We start from the raw sequence: 20,344 nt of genomic DNA, 5'->3' as shown, positions 1-20,344 counted from the left end.
AATATGCTTTCAAGAACAGATTTTGGTGAAGAGCCAAATAATCATGTTAATAACCTTCAATAATAAATAATAGGTTTATTTTTCTGAATATTTTGAATTAAGATATTTTTTCGTAATAAAAGCAAGCGCCTAAAGGAGGTGATGGTAGAGATTTTATAGTTATCTATAATAAGAAATTTGTTCAAATTTCCATAATAAGAGGAGGAGAGATTTTGAAAAAATTTTGGATAGCAGCCATTACATCAATATTCGTTTTAAGTGGGGGTACTATGATTAAAGCAAACGCTTCTGAGGTAGAGAAATCGATAGAAAAAATAGTATGGGAACACGCAGGAGAGTTAGAGGCGCAAAAAGGATTTGACAAGAATATTGGGACTGCAGGAGTGTTATCAGGATCTTATAAAGATTATGTAATCGTAGGGGGAGGGGCAAACTTCCCATATGAAACAGTTTTAAATGGAGGGGCAAAGAAACATTACTCCGATATATATGTATTAAAAAAGGATAAAAATAAATTAACGATGGTAGAACATACTAATCTTAATCATGAAATAGGCTATGGATCTTCCGTAACGACAGAAGAAGGGGTTTATTATATTGGTGGTAGCCCTGAAAAAGAATATGCAGACGATATTACTTTACTAACTGTTGGCCAAAATAAAAAATTGAAAGTAAGTAAAATAGGAGATTTACCATTTACTATCAGTGATGGAGTAGCAGCTGAGAGCGATGGGAAATTGTATATTGGACTTGGAAAGCAAAATGGAAAAGAGAGCAATAAATTATATGAATATGATTTAAAAACTTCAAAAACTCGTGAATTAGCACCAATACCAGGAGAAACTGTTCGAAATCAAAGTGTAGCTCAAATATTAGATGGAAATCTTTATGTATTTAGTGGTGGAGGATCTGTTGCTTATACGGATGGCTATAAATATAATATCGAAAAAAATAAATGGTCAAAAGTTTCCTCAGTAAAAGTAGGTAAGAAAGAAATATCTTTATTGGGAGCAAACTCAGTCAAATTAAATAAAGATGAAATGATGGTAATAGGTGGATTTAATAAAGAAATATATGATCATGCAGTAAAAAATTTAGGCTCATTACAAGGGGAAGGGTTATTAGCTTTTAGAACTAAATACTTTAATACGGACCCTGTTGAATTTAACTGGAATAAAGATATTTTAATATACAATGCAAAAAAGGATACTTGGAGATCTGTAGGAAAGATTCCATTTGATGCACCTTGTGGTGAAGGCTTAGTTCTAATGGATAAAACTATTTATTCTATTAATGGAGAAATAAAACCAGGGGTAAGAACTAATGCAATTTATTCAGGAACAATTCTCTATAATTAAATATTAAAACTTGTCAGCTAGATAAACCAGCCCGAAACAGTTGGATGTAAGTTGAACTGTAATGGATTTATGTTCCTTGACATTATTTTTAGGTATACAAAAAGCACCTCATTTTCTGGTTTAGTGTGATTTTCTAGAAAACACTAACAAGTAGAAGGGGTGCTTCAATTATGATAGAACAGAACCTTTCGTGTATTAGAAATTAATAAACTTTTATGAAACACAGGAATTACAAAGGGCTTTGGCTTTTCAAGAAGCTATTTGTTTCAACTTGTCTTTTGCCTCGTATTTCAACATAAAAGCTGGTCACCCTACATCAAAGTAAGAGAAGTGACCAAAATCCAGCGTAAGATACAGTTTATGAAAAAACTATCAGAGCTTATTGAAGCAGGGGGTAAGTCTTATATTTGAATGGTAATGGAAAAGATAAAATGTTATTTTGATTGGGGATTATTAGGGTTTTCTGTGTATCCTTTTTTTCCTGTTTATCAAAAAATAGTATACTATTTTTCTTTTAGGACAACCCCGTCAGCCCCCTCTTTAAAAGATGATGGCGGCTATACTTTTGAGATAGAAATGAGCCACATAAAATCATCCTCAGGAACTATTTGAATGTTAAATCCATGACTGATCAATTGCTCAGCTTTCATCTGCTTAGTACTTATCCCACGACGTTTCTCCCCAAGAATTAAGAAATCGGTCTCCTTTGTAACAGCCCCTTGCATAATCCCTCCATAAGCGCGCACTTTTTTCGCAGCTTCTGAACGTGTCATAGTAGAAAGAGCTCCTGTAAAGACGATTTGTTTATTAGTAAATGGGTGCATTAAGCGTTCAGATGGGTCAGAAAGGAAGATGACTTCTGTGTTGTCTTTATTTTTGTTCATGTTTGTTCTCCTTGATTGAATGGAAAGATTTCTCCTTTTATTATAAGCGAGATGGATCCTCGTCGCAGACTCAAGGCTGCAAAATAGTACTTTCTCGTAAATAAGTAACGCTATAATGATTGGCTAATTGCTGTAAAAAGCAAAGGAGTGTTGGTACATCGCAAGTGTTGAGCAGTTGTTCGTATTTTTGCTTTTCTTCGGGTGTGGCTACTTTACGGAAATATCCCCACATATGCTGGCAGGCATTACGCATGCTGCTTTTGGTTGGCGTTTGATGTAGTGCATCATTGATTAATTGTTCAATTTGTTCATGAGGGAACTGGTCACGCATTGCCTTTCGTATTTGGTCATAATGCTTTTGGCTATGGAACATGACACGGTATTTTTCTTCACGCCACAATTTTTCTGTAAGTTGACGTTTCATACAATCACCTCTTAATATCTAAATGAAACGCACTTAGACTAGTCATGGAGAAGTATATCATCAGCAAGTAAAAAAACCACATCGAATACTTATTTGGTTGTCTTACTTTTGAATTATTTGCGATCTCAATTTGTCTAATCACCATCATTTATAAACCACAATAAATCTTGAAAACTTCAAAATGAATCAAATTCTGTACTAAGTAGAAGGAAAACATGTAGTTTTAAGATGTCTTCGATTTACCTTCGTAGTATATAATTGGTTTATTGTATTTATTTACAAAAATACAGTAAAAAACTTAAGTGACTTGAAATTTATTATTGAGTATCACCTTTTTACGGTGTAAAAACGTACGATTAAATTCGTAAAACGAAATAATGTACGGAAATGATTTTTGTTGTTACTTGGATTGAAGGTATAATTTAATGGAGAAATTAGAGAATAAATGGATGCGTGCAGTGTTACCAGCATTGTTAATTCATTGTAGTATTGGTACGGTATATTGTTGGTCATTGTTCAAAGCCGATATAGCGAATTATATTGGGAAGCCGATCGGGGAAGTGGAATGGGCGTTTAGTATTGCCATTTTTGTACTTGGTATGTCTGCTGCGTTTGGTGGGAAGTTTGTAGAAAAAGACGTGCATAAGTCTTCGCTGATTTCCGCTATATTTTTTGTAGCGGGAATGCTTGGGACAGGGTTCTTTATTTATCAAAAATCACTGATTGGCATCTATATTTGTTATGGTGTGATTATGGGGATCGGGCTAGGTATTGGTTACTTAACACCAGTAAAAACATTAATGCTTTGGTTCTACAAACAAAAGGGATTAGCGACAGGTCTTGCCGTAGCAGGTTTTGGTCTTGCGAAAGTAATTGCGAGCCCTGTTATTGAAATGCTTCTAGGTGCTACAAATGCAGATGGCACATTAGTAGATCCAACAAATATTTATAAAATGTTTTATATTTTAGCAGCTGTTTATTTAGTGATGATGCTGATTGGGCATTGGCTTATTAAAAAACCAGCGGGCTGGGTTGAGGAAAGTGTACATACAGAAAGTTTTAATTACATGGCGGTTTTAAAAAATAAAACATTCATCGGTATTTGGCTCATGTTCTATATTAATATTACATGTGGCTTGGCACTTATTTCACAAGAAAAAGGGATTCTCTATTTCATTGGTTTTGGTGCAGTCGGTTTGGTGAGTTCGTTAACGGCAGTTTTTAATGCAGGTGGCCGTTTATTCTTCGCAGCATGGGCAGATCGATTGAATGACCGAAATACAATTTATAAAATCATTTTCGTCTCAGCTATTGCGTTAATAGGGATGACGATTGTGTTTGATGGGGTTAATAATTCAATGGCGCTACTAATTATCGCTTTACTCTGTGTTATTAACGCAGGTTACGGCGGTGGATTCTCCAACTTACCACCGTTATTAGTAGATCGATTTGGCATCCATAGCATTAGCACAGTGCATGGTTTAGCGTTATCAGCATGGGCTTTTGCAGGTCTAACAGGCAATCAGCTAAGTGCATTTATTTTAAAGCAGACTGGATCATATGACGCGGTACTGTATGTCATTTTAGGGCTATATGTAGTCGCAACAGTTATTAGTATGTGGGTTGTGAAACCAGAAAAAGTGCATTTAGAAAATGACAAACCGCAATCACGAGGCGAGAAGCTCGTAACTAATTAAGGGTGACTGAAAAGCACATACATTGCCCTGTTTGAGGAGAAGAAGATTCGTCTAAAGATGAGTCTTCTTCTCCTTTTCTAATTTGATAGAGATAAAGTTACGAGCACCCAGTTTTTGGTATAATTGATATAGGGACTAAGATTGGAAGTTGATCTTAGGACTGTACCGAATAATTAGATGCTACAAAAATCCCATTTGATAAAGAAAGTAGGTTGTAATGATGGCACTAACGTTGGTAAAAGGACAAAAAGTAGATGTTACAAAAACGAACTTAAATCTTGTTAAATTAAATGTAGAACTAGGTTGGCAGGTAGATGAGAAAATTGAGCTGGATGCATCTGTGTTTTTACTAGCTGAGAATGGAAAGGTTAGAAGCGATGCGGACTTTATTTTTTATGGACAACCTTCCTCAGAATGTGGTTCTGTAAAGAAAAATGCTAGTGGAAATAAGCATCAACAATTTCAAATCGAATGGAGTGAAATCCCGACAGACATCCAAAAAATTGTATTTTCATTAACAATTTTCACAGCAAACCAATCATTTAAACAAGCCTCTTCGATTTATTTAAAGATGTCCGATCCTCAAACAGGGTCAGAAATACTTCAATTTAAAGTGCCAAATACATTCTCGAATGAGACAGCGATTGTAGTAGGTGAATTATATCGCCATGCAGGTCAATGGAAATTCAATTCAATCGGAGCAGGCTATTTTGGTGGGCTTGAGGCATTATGTGGATCGTTTGGAGTGGTTGTTGATGATGAGCCGACAGTTGCAGCGACGATTATGGAGGAAAAGCCAAAATCCAAGCCAATAGAAGCAGTCAATTTAGGGAAAATAGAATTAAAGAAAAAACAATCAGTGAACATTCAAAAATCCCAACGGATCACAGCTACATTAGAATGGGAAACCAATAAAGACCTCGATCTCTATTGCTTCTATGTTATGAAAAATGGTAGAACAGGTAAGGTCTACTATCGTGATTTGGGAGCTCCAAACCAGTATCCTTTTATTAAACTAGATGGTGATGCACAACAATTCGGAAAAGAAACCATTGAAATTTATAAAACGGATGAGCTAGCGTTTGTATTATTTGCGGCCTATAGCGCTGTTGGAAATGGTGTTGGGAGCTTTTATTCAATGAAAGCAAAAGCAATCGTGGATAATCATAAGGGCAGTGTTGTAGTTGCGCCACTTCTAGAACGAAATAAAAATTCTTATTGGGTAGCAATTGCGCAAATGAATTTTACAGATGACAAAGAGATGCAAGTTTCTCACGTAGAGCGATATTCTAAAAATCATTCGGAAGCCTCTCCTCGTCTTTATGAAGATGGTACTTTCAAAATGGATGCAGGTCCTATCGAGTTTAAGTGAAAATTGATTATGGATAAAGAATAGTCAAAGTGTCACTATTGAAAGTCGATAAAACCATATGCAATCTATTGAAAGGAAAATGTTTATTTCTTGTAAAAAATAGATTACAGCACATAAATTAGAATATGGCGTATGTTTGGATTGCTGCATATGACTTTAGAAAGAACATTTTAGAACACAAGAAAACCACTCCTCGCCGCCAAAAGCAAAAGAGTGGTTCTCGTAGGAAAAACAAAATATAGACAACAACCACTTTTACGGTAGAAGTTGCATTTGAGAAGTGTTAATCGACACTTCTTTTTTATCTATTATTAATCACGATAATTAACTAATGGAACGGTTTATCATGCATGTAGACAATATCAGTCGTAGAAATTTTTTTTCTTGTAGGCAGATAGAGTTTAGTCGTTGTTACTCGGAAAGGCAAAGGTCGACACGGATTCACTATTTTCTTCAAACCACTTTTCTGAAATGGTTTTGGTTTTGGTGAAGAAGCGGACTTGGTCAGGTCCAAACATATGCCCTTCACCAAATCTTGAGCGTTTCCAGCCGGCAAAGTTATGGTAGCCGACAGGGATTGGGATTGGGACATTTACACCGACCATACCAACTTCTATCTCCGATGTGAATTTACGAGCGGCAGCACCGTTATTAGTGAAAATTGTGACACCATTTCCTAGCTCATGTGCATTGATTTGTTCAATGGCTTCTTCTAACGTATCCACTCGGACAACATTACGAACTGGTCCAAATACCTCTTCTTCATAAATTTCCATGCCAGGTTTGACGTTGTCTAGTAGTGTAGGCCCTAGATAGAAGCCATTTGAGTTTTTCGCGATGTCTGGGTTACGTCCATCGCAAACTAATGTCGCGCCTTCCTCTAGGCTACGGTCGATAAAACCAATGATTGTGTCCTTTGATTGTTGTGTAATGACAGGACCAAAATCAACTGCGGAATCTGTGTAGGGACCAACTTTTAATTTTTCGATTTTATCAGCCAGTACTCTTACAAGGTTATTCGCTGTTTCTTCGCCAACAGGGATGATCGTTGAGATAGCCATACAGCGTTGGGAAGCAGCTCCATAAGCAGCACCTAAAAATGCATTTGCGACTTGTTCTAAATCAGCATCTGGCATGACAACCATATTGTTTTTCCCACCACCTAAGGCTGTGACGCGTTTACCATGTTTTGCACCTGTTGAATAAATGTATTCTGCGACTGGTGTTGAACCAACAAACGAAATGGCTTCAACAGTAGGATTTACTAATAACTCATTGACAGTATCCTTGTCACCATTGATGACTGTCCAAACGCCATCAGGTAAACCAGCTTCTTTCCAAAGTTCCGATAAAAATAGAGCGGAGCAAGGCACACGCTCAGACGGCTTTAAAATGACAGAGTTTCCAACCGCAACTGCCATACTCGTAATAGCTAGTGGTACCATCACAGGGAAATTGAAAGGAGAAATCGCAGCCACAACGCCCAGTGGTGCTTTTGTTGAGTAAGCATTGATATGTCCACCGACATTGACGGAGTACTCGCCTTTTAAAAGGTGAGGGGCATTGATGGCTAAGTCAACAGACTCTAGTCCACGGATAATCTCCCCCTTGGCATCTTCTTTTGTTTTCCCACTCTCGGTACAAATCATATCAATTAATTCATCCATATTCTCTGTCATCAATTGACGGAACTTCATGATAATTTCAGTGCGTTTACCAACCGACAGCGCACGCCATGCTGGAAATGCAGCTTTCGCTGTTGCAATTGCATTTTGTACTTCTTCTTTTGTGGCAATAGGGACACGTGCAATGACTGCACCGGTACTTGGGTTGAAGACTTCAGAGAACTGACCACTTTTTCCTGGAACGACTTCGCCATTAATGAAATGCCCCAGTTCCGTTACTTCTGTATTGGTTACCATTTAATTAATTTCCCCCTTAGTTTTCATTAGTTTTATGGCTGTTGCAGAAGTTCATTTAAAGCGTTCGTGAATTTTTCTACAATTAAATCCTTTTCTTCCAATGAGATAATAAGTGGCGGTGATAAGGTTAATACATTATTAAAGCCTGCAACGGTTACGCCATTTTTTCCGATGATGAGGCCTTGTTCTTTACATAAACCAATCACTTTGTTGACAAGAGCTACGTCGAGTGGTGCTTTACTATTTTTGTCGCTCACAAGTTCAATGCCGAGTAGTAAGCCTTTTCCACGGATATTGCCTACATTCGGATGATCTTTTAAACGTTCTTGTAGTTCTGCATAGATGATAGCGCCCATTTCTTCCGAGCGTGCAAATAAATTTTCATTTTCCATGATTTCTATATTTTTGAGGGCAACAGCACAAGCGGCTGGAGAACCGCCGAATGTGTTCACATGGCGGAAAAAGTCGTATTCATCGCTACCTGCAAATGCCTCATAAATTTCACGTCGTACAGCGGTTGCTGATAGTGGCATATAAGCGCTCGTTAAGCCTTTTGCCATTGTCACAATATCCGGCTGAATGCCATAGTTTTGAAAGCCAAATGCTTTGCCTGTGCGTCCGAATCCACAAATTACTTCGTCAACGATGAGAAGGGCACCATGTTTTTCGCAAACAGCTTTTACACCACGTAAATAATCCTCATGTGGCATAATCACGCCGCCACCGGTAATAATGGGCTCGAGGATTACGCCGGCAATCGTTTCGGAAAATTCCCACGTCATGACATTATCGATTGCTTGAACAGAAAGTAACGCAGATGGGTCTGTAATATGATCTTCATTTGCACGGTAAGCATCGGGTGGCGCGACATGAATAAAGCCAGGTGTTAACGGTTCGTATTTGTATTTCCGCTGTGCCTGACCTGTTGCCGCTAATGCACCCATCGTGCTACCGTGGTATGCCCGATAACGAGAGATAAATTTCGTACGGCCCGTGTGTCCTTTTTGCTGATGGTATTGACGCACGATTTTAAACGCTGCTTCGTTCGCCTCTGAACCACTATTGGAGAAAAATACAACATAATCATCGCCTAATAACTCGCTAATTTTTTCACTCAATTGAATGGCAGGGATGTGACCAACCGATAGTGGGGTATAGGTATTTTCAAGTAATTGCTCGTAGGCAACTTTAGCGATTTCTTCTCGACCATACCCAACGTTGACACACCATAAGCCAGCCATAGCATCTAAGTACCGCTTTCCATCAGTGTCCGTAATCCAGGCACCTTTTGATTTTTGGACAATCATCGTTGCATTTGGGTTGTACGGCTTCATCGAATGCCATACATACTGTTCATCTTTAACTTGCCAATTTTGACTTGTTAAATTTGTCATCGAACATCACTCCTTTGCTATAACTCTATTATTCAATATTTGGGAAAAATAAGCATTGTACAAAATGTAAAACAAATGCTATGTCACTATTTACATTAAGGTAAATTAAGTAGAGTGTTCAAAGAGTGACCATTCATTTGCAACGAGCATTAATTCTAATGCCAATCGTTTTTCTGGTTTCATAAAATCATGACCAAGCAACTGTTCGATTTTTTCTAAGCGATGATAGAGTGTTTGTCTAACGATAAAAAGGCGCTCGGACGTTTCTTTTTTGAGCCCATTTGTTTGCAAGTATACTTTTAACGTTTCGACTAATTTACTGTTATGTTTTAAGTCATATTCGATGAGTGGGTTTATATATTCGGCCACCATTTCCATAATGGCGGGATTTTTTTGTAATTGGAAAATTAAATGATGAAGGTGCAAATCTTCGTAGAAATACGAAAAATCTTGCGTTCTCAATCGAATTTGCAAAGTGTCTTTGGCTGTAGTGAAACTATTTTTAACATCTTGTAAGTTGATGACGTATTTGCCAACGGCTAGAGAAATTTTTAACTTTGCATATTTTTTGTTATTATCGAGTATTTGTTCAATTGCTTGTTCGATTCGGTTCTTATACGTCTCTTGCTCACGTAGATTCGCTAAAATAAAAATAAGTTGGTGATTTTTTTCTACTATAAACGGATAAAAGCCAAACTTCTCAAACACATTGCGTGTAAATAGTTTGTAGTACGTTAAATCACTATTTTTGCCTTTTTGGATTTGATGAATCATGACAATCCAATGATGCGCAGGGATGTTTGGATGATGATCTTGAATGAAAAGCGTCAACTCTTCGATATTGGGCACACCATTCAGCCAATTCTCTAAAATTTCACGATTCTCCATACCTTTTTTCTCTTCTATATACAAATCTCGTAATAAATATTGTGATAGTGCAATAACCGTGCGATCCAAAATAAGTACATCATATTCATTAATGACACGCTGCGGGGAAAACAAACAAACTTCACCATAGCATTGATTGAGGATGTTAACATCACAGCGTATAAAATGTTTTTCTGTATACTCAAGGTTCGATTCTTTTTGCATCATTTCATACTTGTCCTGATGAATATTCGGGATAAAAATAGGTTTTTGCCCGTTGAACGTAAAGATGACTTGCAAACCGAGGTGTTTATATAAATGCATTAAAATTTGCTCATAGTTGTTGGCCGTTAGTGTGTATTTATTGATTTGTTGGGCGTAGTTTTCAAGGTTTTTAATCATGCCATATTGTTGATTGATGAGAATGCTGTGTATTTCTTGTGTAATTTCGACAAAGGCGACTTCCTTTTGAAAAATGATGAGAGGGAATTGATAATCTGTTGCCATTTGTTGTATGAATTCAGGGATCTTTTGAATGGAGCTACCAAGCTCAATGCACAGACCAGCAGCTTTTGATGCAATCAACTGGTGAATAAACTGTTTAAAGCATTCATCATTTTCTTTTAAATGAATACCAGTCGTCAAGATTAATTCATTACCCTTAAGTAACTTTACAGTATCCATATTTTCGACAATATGTACCCATTTGATGACATTTAGTTGTCCTTTAGCACCTGCAATCAACGAAGCACTACTAAATAACTTTTTCGTCATCGCATCAGCTACAGTGAGTGAAAAACCATTCATATTTTCCTCCTCCTCCTAGAATAAGCATACAAAGCTATATTAATTCTCGATTTGAGCAAAATCACGCCCCAAAATACCTAATCTATTTAACAAGGGAATCATCATGATTTGGGGTTGATTTCCGTTCCGGCAGGGCGCTTTCCGGGGGGCGTCTGATGAGCCGCTTCACTCGCAACCTCGCTCCAGGGTCTCATCTAGGACGCTGATTCCCCAGGAGTCGCCCGGCCTCCACTTCAATCAAAAAGCCAGCTACCACTTTATTTAGATGGAAATACATTATTACCAATTTGTTCATTATGAGTTAATTGTTATCCTATACGAGCAAAAAGTAGCGTATTGAAAACTTAAGCAATCTATCTACTTCTCATTTTTGCTAATAGATAGACTGCTATTTTATCGGGTGTGTTGCTTAGGCAAATATTAGGTTATAATTCACCTGAAAATTTGTTGTTTTTATACTCAATACTAACTTTTGTTACTGTAGTTTTAGTTGATTGGAGCGGAGGGTGCTCGACTCCTGCGGGAATCACAAGCGTACCGAGACCCTGGACTGAGCATCGCGAAGGAAGCGGCTCGGTGCTTGCCCGCGGAAAGCGAGAAACCCGTAGCGGAAATCAACTTCCCACTTTAATAGTAATGGTTAAAATGGGTTACCCAACACGACAGTTAGTTTATATGAATAGATTGAGAATTTTAGAAGGGTTGTCTTATCACTGAATATTCTGACGGAATACTGTGCACTTCTCTGCAAACTTCAATTAGCTATGTGTCAGAACATCTTCTATTAAAAAGGCCATATAAAGATTTGTTTTTGTAAATGGGTTGCTTAAGTCCATATCTAATAGCATTTCTATTTTTTTGATTTTATAAAGGACCGTGTTGCGATGGATAAATTGTCGTTCACTAATTTTACTTGTACTGCCGTTTTCTTCGAGAAAAATTCGTAAAAATGAAAGGTAATCGGTATTGTGTAAATCATCATAATGATAAATTTGTCCGAGTATATCTTGGCTAAATGATTCGATTAATGTTCGGTTTTGCACACCCATTATAATTTTATAAGCACCAATTTCTTTATATTTGTATAAGAAACGGTTGTTATGCAATTGTGCTAAACGAATGACAGTGAGTGATTCTTCGTAACTAGTTTGGATGTTTTCAAATTCTTTATGAAAATTACCTTTGCCGATGATTACATCTAGGCTGCCATTTTTCTTGGTGATTTTGTCGTAAATTTCTTCAACTGTTTTTGAGAAGGGGATAGTAGGTGTATTTATTTGTACTCGGTCGATTAGAAAGATGAGGTGATTTTTATACTTTAGTTTCAAAAATCGTTTATATCTATTTTGGAATGCGAATTGAATCATGACCTCGTAACGGTCAATGCGACTTTGTGCAGCAATTGTTTTGCAAGTGATGATGGCTAGTTCTGTACCTTTTGGGAATCCGAGTTGCGCTAAATTTTGTTTAATGGAATCAGCGTGCTGTTTGTAATGAAAAAGTAAGTTGTATAGAACCTTCTCTTCGGTGGATTGTTCTTGTTGATGCGTGGCGATAAATTGGAATGTTGTTTTTAAAAGATCGGCTACACGACGATCCCAAGGCATTTGAAAAATTGGGAAGTCATGTTCGTTAGCAAACGTGATGACCGATTCTGGGATGTCAGGAATGTAAGGACCTATATTAATAATAAAACCAGCTACTTTTTTAGCGTAAGCAAGTTTAACGAGTTGTTCTAAGGAAGTATCTTGGTGTGAGAAATTAACCCCTGTTGTCACGACTAATTCATTTGGTCGGCAAAACATGATTAAATCAATGCTCTCTACAACGTTAACCCCTGTAACTCTTCGATACATACCGTTATGTCCAGCTACTAAAGTAAGCATCGGGAATTGAGTTCCTTCTACAATTTTTCGTATTGTCCCCATAACAAGCGCCCCCCTATTATGCAATTAATCTACCATAAATGATGTGCAATTGCATATATTTATTTAGTTTTATCACCATATCTAGTAAAAATTTTCTATTTTAGAATTTGCATAAATGTATTTTTATTAATGAGGGAGTGAGGACTAGCATATGTATAAATGTAATAGTAGTCGGTTGCAAGAGTCAATTGAACAATTTAGTCAATTTGGAGCGACTGTAAATGGTGGCGTAACTCGTTTGTCCCTTTCGAAAGAGGATCTACTCGCGAGAGATTATTTTTGCGAGTGCTGTAAAGCCTTGGGCATGGAAATTGTAATAGACGATATGGCAAATATCTATGCGATTTTACCGGGAAAAAAAGATTTTCCACCGATTGTAATGGGGTCACATTTAGATTCAGTTGAAAAAGGTGGGAAGTTCGATGGCGTCTTAGGTGTGTTGACCGCATTAGAGGCTATTAAAACGTTAAAGGAAAATGATATTGAACTAGATATCCCGCTAATGATTGTGAATTTTACAAATGAAGAAGGTGCTCGCTTTGATCCGGCAATGATGAGCTCAGGTGTAATTTCTTCAAAATTTAATAAAGACAAAATGATGCAGTCTGTCGATAAAAACGGCATTACTTTTAAAAAGGCATTGCAAGCGAGTGGGTATGAGGGTGAACAAGAAAATCGTTTAACAGAAGCACTTGCTTATATTGAGCTTCATATAGAACAAGGCCCAGTATTAGAAGCGAAGCAACTAGAAATTGGTGTGGTTGAGGGTGTTTTAGGCATGATTTGTTATGAAATTACGATTACAGGGGAATCCAATCATGCTGGAACTACACCAATGTCGATGCGTAAAGACCCGATGATTGTAGCGTCTCGAATAATGACGTATTTACATGAGCAACTTGGAAAAGTAGATGATGAACTTGTTTACACATTTGGCCGTATGAACGTTTCTCCAAATATTCATACAGTAATTCCGAACAAAGTAGTGTTTACCATTGATTCGCGTCATCAAGATCCACAAGTCATGCAAAAGGTGGAAGATATACTAAAAGGCTTACCCTTGGAGATAAAAGGTTGCCGTATTCAACCATTAAAGCTATGGGGAAGAGATACTGTATTTTTTGATAAGTTCATTTGTGATGAAGTAGAGAAATCATGTCAGAACTTTGGTTATTCTTCTCATCGAATGTTTAGTGGGGCAGGACATGATGCACAGTATATCGCAAGCTTTATTCCTTCAGCGATGATTTTCGTGCCAAGCATTGCTGGTAAAAGTCATTGTGAGGAAGAAGAGACGACATTTGAAGATTGTGCGAAGGGTGCAGACGTGTTACTTGAAACTGTGTTGACGTTACAAACAAAATTTAGTGTTGGCGAGTCATACACGTTAAATTAAATTTACTTAAATTAAACGAAGGGTGAGGGGAACGATGAAAAAAATTATTACAGGTGGACTAGTTGCCACAGCTTCAGATGTGTATGAGGCAGATATTTTAATAGAAAACGGAAAAATTGTTCAAATTGGCACAGATTTATCAGCTGAAGGAGCAGAAATTATAGATGCAACGGGCAAATATGTAATGCCTGGAGGAATTGATCCCCACACGCATTTAGATATGCCCTTTAACAACACGGTGACTGATGATGATTGGAAGTCTGGTACAATTGCTGCTGCATTTGGTGGTACGACGACAATTTTAGACTTTTGCTTATCTGCTGGGGAAGAAAAGCTTTCAGCGGCTGTGGAAAAGTGGCATGCAAAAGCAAATGGCAACTCGGCCATTGACTACGGTTTCCATTTAATGATTGGTGAATTAACGCCAGAAACAGAAGCGGAGTTACCGTTATTACTAGAGCAAGAAGGCATAACATCAATGAAGGTATTCATGGCTTACGCGAAAGAATTCCAGGCTTCAGACCGCACGCTTTTCAAAGCATTTAAAATCGCGAAGGACTTGGGTGCTATCGTGATGGTGCACTGTGAAAACGGCTCAGTTATTGATGAACTAGTAGAGGAAGCGAAGTGTGCTGGTCATACGGAGCCGATTTATCACGCACTTACGCGTCCGGCGGAATTAGAAGGTGAAGCGACAAAACGAGCAATTGAACTGGCGCACATCGCAGGTGCAAAGCTTTATGTCGTACATGTTACGTGTAAAGAGGCTTTAGATGAAATTATAATGGCGCGCGAAAAAGGGTATGACGTGTACGGAGAAACATGTCCTCCTTATTTAACGCTCGATCAATCCGCTTTAGCACAGCCAGGCTTTGAAGGGGCAAAATATGTTTGGTCACCACCACTTCGTCCTAAATACCATCAAGAACATTTATGGAACGCGTTAAAGGCAAAGCAACTGCAAACAATTGGTTCGGATCAATGTTCATTTAGCTTTAATGGCAAAAAGCAGTTGGGCATCAATGATTTCTCAAAAATTCCAAACGGTGGGCCATTTATCGAAGATCGTTTCAGTATTTTATTTTCAGAAGGTGTGGCGAAAGGGAAAATCTCCATTAATGACTTCGTCGATATGATTTCGACAAGTGCAGCAAAGATTTTCGGCTTGTACCCACAAAAAGGAACGATTGCAATCGGCTCTGATGCAGATATCGTACTTTTCGATCCTTCCGTAAAACGAGAGATTTCAGCGAATACACATCACATGAATGTCGATTATAACGCTTATGAAGGCTGGGAAGTTACGGGTGAGCCAGTAAGTGTACTCGTACGTGGTGAATACGTGATTAAAAATAAAGAGTTCGTAGGGGTATTAGGCAGTGGACAATACGTGAAACGCGTACTAAAACCAACTGTTACAGATACAATCAAGGTTTAAATTCATGAAGCGGGTGCTCGAATGCTCGCTGGAATCAATTACGATGGGGCGTAATTGATTGTATATCCAAAAGTAAGGTTCATCACCAAAAATAGGGTATGACATTAAATTTAATAATGTTTGTTGATTGGAGTGGAGACTGGGCGACTCCTGGGGGATTAGCGTCCTAGATGAGACCCTGGAGCGAGCTTGCGAGTGAAGCGGCTCATCGGACGCCCCCGGAAAGCGCCCAGCCGGAACGGAAATCAACCCTTAGTTATGGTAATGGACCAAAAGTAAACACATGAGGGGGATGTGGAAATGGTTCCGATTCAAGAAAATGCAATGACTGAACAACTCAAACGAAACTTTGTTGAAATGAATAGCAGGATGACAAAAAATGAAGCACTAGAAGAGGCCAATCGTTGCCTATACTGCTACGATGCACCTTGTATTACAGCTTGTCCGACGAGTATTCAAATCCCAAATTTTATTAAAAAAATCGCTTCAGGTAATATGAAAGGTTCGGCCATGACGATTATGGAGGCAAATCCGATTGGTGCTAGTTGTGCAAGAGTATGTCCGACAGAAGAGTTATGTGAAGGAGCATGTGTGCTAAACGCTTCAACAAAACCAATTAAAATCGGCCATTTGCAACGATATACAACAGATTGGGCGATGGAATCGGATGTCGAGTTATTCAAAAAAGGGGAAAGCAACGGGCAAAAGGTAGCAATTGTTGGTGCTGGACCTGCTGGTTTATCCGCAGCTCGTGAGTTAAGTCGTTTAGGCTATGGTGTTACAATTTTTGAAGCAGAAGCGAAAGCGGGTGGCTTAGGAAACTACGGCATTGTGTCATTTAGATTACCGAACGACGTCGTGGATTGGGAAGTTGAGCAAATTGTAAAGCTTGGTGTTGATATTAAAACGAATACGGCAGTAGGCGTGGATATTTCTGTAGAAGAAATTTTAGCGCAATACGACAGCGTTATTTTAGCGGTTGGTATGGGAGCGGTTCCGAATCTAGGTATTGAAGGTGAAGAACTAGCGGGCGTTCATGATGCCATTGAGTTTGTAAAGCAAACGAAAATGGGATTACTTACGGAAGACTTAGTCGGTAAACGTGTTGCGGTCATTGGTGCTGGGAATACAGCAATCGATGGTGCTACGTGTGCTGTTCGATTAGGTGCTGAACAAGTAGAAATTCTTTATAGAAGAACAGAAAAAGAAATGACAGCGTACCAATTTGAATATGAATTTGCAAAGCAAGATGGTGTCGCATTTAAGTGGCTGACAGCACCGAAAAAAATTATCGGTGACAAGGCAGGTAAAGTAGTGGCGCTTGAATGCGTCAAAATGAAACTCGGGGAGGCGGGTGCAGACGGCAGGCAAAGACCTGAAATTATTGAGGGTTCTGATTTTGTCATAGAGGTGGACGCTGTCATCAAAGCTATTGGGCAAACACGTTTCGTATCGCTAATTGAAGCTTTTGGTTTAGAGCACACGCATGGTGTTGTTGATATTGACGAAACGACAATGCAAACATCGAATAAGAAAGTGTTTGCATGTGGAGATGTCGTTTTCGGAAACGGTCAAGGGGAAGCAATGGTGGTAACAGCGGCACAACAAGGAAAAGATGCAGCTTACGTTATTCACGAACATTTAAGAAAACCAAGCGAAATCGCATAAGGGGGGATGTGGCATGGCAGACTTACGAATTAACTTAGCAGGCATTAAATCACCAAATCCATTTTGGTTAGCATCAGCACCACCAACCAACTCAGGCTATCAAGTACAACGTGCATTTGAAGCTGGCTGGGGTGGAGCAGTTTGGAAAACATTAGGGGAACCGATTTTGAATGTTACTTCACGTTTTGCGGCAGTGAGCTATAACGGACAGAGAGTAGCGGGTTTTAATAATATAGAACTGATTACGGATCGTCCGTTAGAGGTGAATTTAAAAGAAATTTATGAAACGAAAAAAAGGTTTCCAGATCATGCAATTATTGTGTCCTTGATGGTGGAGCCAAAGCAAGAGAAGTGGCATGAAATTGTAAAAAAAGTAGAAGATGTGGGGGTTGATGGTCTTGAGCTTAACTTTGGTTGTCCACATGGGATGGCAGAACGAGGGATGGGTTCTGCCTCTGGTCAAGTCCCTGAATTGGTGGAAAAGCAAACGTACTGGGTGAAAGAAGTTGCGCGTACGCCAGTCATCGTCAAACTAACGCCGAACATCACGGATATTACGGTAACAGCAGAAGCGGCCGCAAGAGGCGGAGCAGATGCCATCAGTATGATTAATACGATTAACAGCTTAGCGGGTGTTGATTTAGATTCATGGAATACAGTGCCTCACGTTGGTGGTAAAGGAGCACATGGTGGTTATTGTGGTCCGGCAGTAAAACCAATTGCACTAAATATGGTGGCAGAATGTGCACGTAATCCTTTATTCAATGTACCGATATCAGGAATCGGGGGCATTTCAAACTGGCAAGATGCTGCAGAATTTATTTTGATGGGTGCAACAGGGGTTCAGGTTTGTACAGCGGCAATGCACCATGGATTCAGCATTGTAGAAGATATGATTGATGGGCTTAATAACTATCTAGATGATAAAGGCATTGCATCTGTGATGGATTTAGTTGGCAGGACAGTCCCACGTTATTCTGACTGGGGTAACTTAGACTTAAACTACAAAATTGTCGCTGAAATTAATAATGATGTATGTATTAACTGTAATAAATGCCATATCGCATGTGAAGATACGTCGCATCAATGTATTGATTTGTACTCAGAAAGTGGTCGGCCAATGCTAAAGGTACGTGAAGAAGATTGTGTAGGATGTAATTTATGTTCGATTGTGTGCCCTGTAGATGGTGCGATTACGATGGTTGAAAGAAAATCCAATATTGCACCAATGACTTGGAATGAACGCCAATCACTTATCAGTAATTTTGCTCGATAAGTAGCGCTGAATTTTTGTGAGCTGGAAATCTAACTTAAGGGAGAGACATGTATGGCGAATGGTGGGAATTATTTAAAATCACCAGATTTACTTCCAGTGACACATCAACAAAGAAGCATCGGTACATTTGGTTTTGCAGTGATATGGATAGGTATGGCGATTGTATTAGCTGCCTTTGCAATTGGTGGGGCAGGAATAATGAGTTTACCATTGCCAATGGTTATTTTGGCGACAATCATAGGTTCCGTTTTAATCGGCGTATTTATGACGTTAATCGGTGATATTGGCATAGAGCACGGATTGTCCTTCCCAGTTTATATGCGTGCCCCATTTGGTACATTTGGAACACATTTACCTTCACTTGTTCGTGGGGTTACTGCAGCATGTTGGTTCGGGATTAACACTTATTTTGGTGCGCTTGCGATCAATGGTATCTTGAATTTATTATTTGGCTTTGATAACTGGTTTTTATGTTTTTTAATTTTTGCAGCATTGCAGTTATTCAATACATCATTGGGCATAAAATCAATTGAGCGCTTTGCGGATTTAGCTGCTCCAATTATTATATTAATTTCGTGCTGGATGTATATTACGTTAGCCGATAATGCAACATCTCAAGGAAAAGATGTTTGGAGTTGGGTGGAATCACCAACGACAGGGATGGCAGCGTTTACAGCATTTATGGTTGTAATCATGGCGAATATGGGATTCTGGGCGACATTAGCAGCTGATATGCCGTCATTATCACGTTTCTTTAAAGCACCAAAAAATGAGCGCAATTGGTTCAAACGCAATAAAACGCAATTAGTAGGTTCTTTAATCGTGATGCCAATTACCAATACGTTTATCGTAGCCATTGGTGCGGTTTGTTATATGGCAGTGGCATCTGCTGATCCTGTAAATGCACTACAACAAAGTGCAAGTGGATTCATTTTAGGAATCTTATTGCTGATGATTGTGTTAGCGCAATGGTCTACGAATACGTCAGCAAATGTCATACCTGCGGCGACAATTTTCTCGAACATTGGTGGGCCAAAAGTGCCGTTCTGGGCTGGGGTTATCATAGCGGGGGTTATTGGGATTTTAGCACAGCCTTGGAGCCTATTTGGCGTCTTGGTCAATGCACTATTAATCATTGGCGGTATTTTAACAGCAATTGTTGGTATTTTATTTGCCGATTATTACTTAATCCGTAAACGCCGCGTGAACGTAAAAGAACTATACGAGTTAGATGGCCAGTATAAGTATATGAATGGCTTTAACTTGGCAGGTTTGATTGCTTGGGTGATCGGTGGTGTCTTAGCGAATATGTTCCCGACTTATTCTTCATTGATTGGTTTCTTCGCAGGGGCTGCCATTTATTATGTGTTGGCGAAATATTGGTGGTTTAAAAAGTATCCACAAGCGGAACTTGACGATCCAAGTGATGAGAAGTATCTAGGCATTACAGTTGGTCGTGATTGGGACGATATACTCGTGCAAGAAACAGAAAAAGTACCTTCAATTGTGCGGGTGAAGTGAACCCAATCCTCTAAGTAAAGGTGCTGAATAAGAAAAGCGGGGTGTGTGTATGTCAGATCACTTATTAAGTTTGGATGAAATGAAAAAAGTAGATAACTATTTAGACACGGGCTATAAAGTCCAATATGTATATGAAAATTTAAGTGGTATGTTTATTGAGTTTGAACGGCAAGAAGAAGAGGTTTGTTTGCAGATTACGACAGCAGAAGCACGAAAGTATTTTGCGGCAAAGCTTCAAGAATAAAAGCTGTTGTAGTAAGTCAATTTAAAATGCAGTGCTGGGCACTCTATTCTATTAAGTATATAGAATAGAGTTTTTACGTTAACAAGTTTTTCTAATAGGGCTGGTGAATGAACAATAACCAAGAATAACTGATATGTTGAAACTAAAG

15 protein-coding genes are annotated in these 20,344 nt (G+C 38.6%); 9 read left to right on the top strand and 6 right to left on the bottom strand.

Translation table 11 applies throughout. The annotated features are described in order from the left end of the window. Positions 1-212 precede the first annotated feature (212 nt). Positions 213-1,358 (top strand): cyclically-permuted mutarotase family protein, encoded by a 1,146-nt coding sequence (locus tag AEA09_RS11460; RefSeq protein ID WP_053583965.1) that lies wholly within the window; start codon positions 213-215, stop codon positions 1,356-1,358. Positions 1,359-1,915: 557 nt separating this feature from the next. Here the strand turns inward: AEA09_RS11460 and AEA09_RS11455 are convergent. Together AEA09_RS11455 and AEA09_RS11450 are read right to left on the bottom strand one after the other, a co-directional pair. Further along, positions 1,916-2,242 carry a BRCT domain-containing protein gene (locus AEA09_RS11455; RefSeq protein ID WP_053583964.1) on the bottom strand — a complete coding sequence of 109 codons (327 nt, stop codon included), beginning with the start codon at positions 2,240-2,242 and terminating at the stop codon, positions 1,916-1,918. A 70-nt stretch (positions 2,243-2,312) separates the two neighbouring features. Next, complete coding sequence (locus AEA09_RS11450; protein WP_053583963.1) at positions 2,313-2,666, bottom strand: YbgA family protein; 354 nt, start codon at positions 2,664-2,666, stop codon at positions 2,313-2,315. A 425-nt stretch (positions 2,667-3,091) separates the two neighbouring features. Here AEA09_RS11450 and AEA09_RS11445 point away from each other — a divergent pair, with 425 nt between their 5' ends. Continuing rightward, complete coding sequence (locus tag AEA09_RS11445; protein WP_053583962.1) at positions 3,092-4,363, top strand: OFA family MFS transporter; 1,272 nt, start codon at positions 3,092-3,094, stop codon at positions 4,361-4,363. Between the two features lie 217 nt (positions 4,364-4,580). Continuing rightward, entirely contained in the window at positions 4,581-5,735 is a 1,155-nt protein-coding gene (locus AEA09_RS11440; RefSeq protein ID WP_483806699.1) for a TerD family protein, read from the top strand. A 401-nt stretch (positions 5,736-6,136) separates the two neighbouring features. Here AEA09_RS11440 and AEA09_RS11435 read toward each other — a convergent pair whose 3' ends face one another. From AEA09_RS11435 to AEA09_RS11420, 4 genes are all read right to left on the bottom strand, one after another. After that, positions 6,137-7,657 (bottom strand): CoA-acylating methylmalonate-semialdehyde dehydrogenase, encoded by a 1,521-nt coding sequence (locus tag AEA09_RS11435; protein WP_053583960.1) that lies wholly within the window; start codon positions 7,655-7,657, stop codon positions 6,137-6,139. A 32-nt stretch (positions 7,658-7,689) separates the two neighbouring features. Further along, positions 7,690-9,051, bottom strand: a complete 1,362-nt coding sequence (locus AEA09_RS11430) for an aspartate aminotransferase family protein (protein WP_053583959.1) — start codon at positions 9,049-9,051, stop codon at positions 7,690-7,692. Positions 9,052-9,156: 105 nt separating this feature from the next. After that, positions 9,157-10,725: a PucR family transcriptional regulator gene (locus AEA09_RS11425; protein WP_053583958.1), complete on the bottom strand. Its 1,569-nt coding sequence runs from the start codon at positions 10,723-10,725 to the stop codon at positions 9,157-9,159. Between the two features lie 758 nt (positions 10,726-11,483). Continuing rightward, positions 11,484-12,653 carry a PucR family transcriptional regulator gene (locus tag AEA09_RS11420; protein WP_053583957.1) on the bottom strand — a complete coding sequence of 390 codons (1,170 nt, stop codon included), beginning with the start codon at positions 12,651-12,653 and terminating at the stop codon, positions 11,484-11,486. Between the two features lie 151 nt (positions 12,654-12,804). On the opposite strand from AEA09_RS11420, the gene AEA09_RS11415 reads away from it, so the two are divergent. From AEA09_RS11415 to AEA09_RS11390, 6 genes are all read left to right on the top strand, one after another. Beyond that, the gene (locus AEA09_RS11415; RefSeq protein WP_053583956.1) at positions 12,805-14,049 is read left to right on the top strand and encodes a Zn-dependent hydrolase; all 1,245 of its coding nucleotides are present in this window, start codon (positions 12,805-12,807) and stop codon (positions 14,047-14,049) included. 34 nt (positions 14,050-14,083) lie between these two features. Continuing rightward, a complete protein-coding gene (gene hydA / locus AEA09_RS11410) occupies positions 14,084-15,487 on the top strand; it encodes a dihydropyrimidinase (RefSeq protein ID WP_053583955.1) in 1,404 nt (467 codons plus the stop codon). A gap of 300 nt (positions 15,488-15,787) precedes the next feature. Beyond that, positions 15,788-17,155, top strand: a complete 1,368-nt coding sequence (locus AEA09_RS11405) for an NAD(P)-dependent oxidoreductase (protein WP_082332638.1) — start codon at positions 15,788-15,790, stop codon at positions 17,153-17,155. Between the two features lie 13 nt (positions 17,156-17,168). Continuing rightward, positions 17,169-18,431, top strand: coding sequence for an NAD-dependent dihydropyrimidine dehydrogenase subunit PreA (preA, locus tag AEA09_RS11400; RefSeq protein ID WP_053583954.1), 1,263 nt, complete (start codon positions 17,169-17,171; stop codon positions 18,429-18,431). 51 nt (positions 18,432-18,482) lie between these two features. Next, a complete protein-coding gene (locus tag AEA09_RS11395; RefSeq protein WP_053583953.1) occupies positions 18,483-19,952 on the top strand; it encodes an NCS1 family transporter in 1,470 nt (489 codons plus the stop codon). A gap of 49 nt (positions 19,953-20,001) precedes the next feature. Next, entirely contained in the window at positions 20,002-20,196 is a 195-nt protein-coding gene (locus AEA09_RS11390) for a hypothetical protein (RefSeq protein WP_053583952.1), read from the top strand. Positions 20,197-20,344 lie beyond the last annotated feature (148 nt).

The sequence above is a fragment of the Lysinibacillus contaminans genome (genome assembly GCF_001278945.1).
GTDB lineage: Bacteria > Bacillota > Bacilli > Bacillales_A > Planococcaceae > Lysinibacillus > Lysinibacillus contaminans.
The sequence above is the reverse complement of the archived record's forward strand: the minus strand, read 5'-3'. Positions and strand labels throughout refer to the sequence as shown.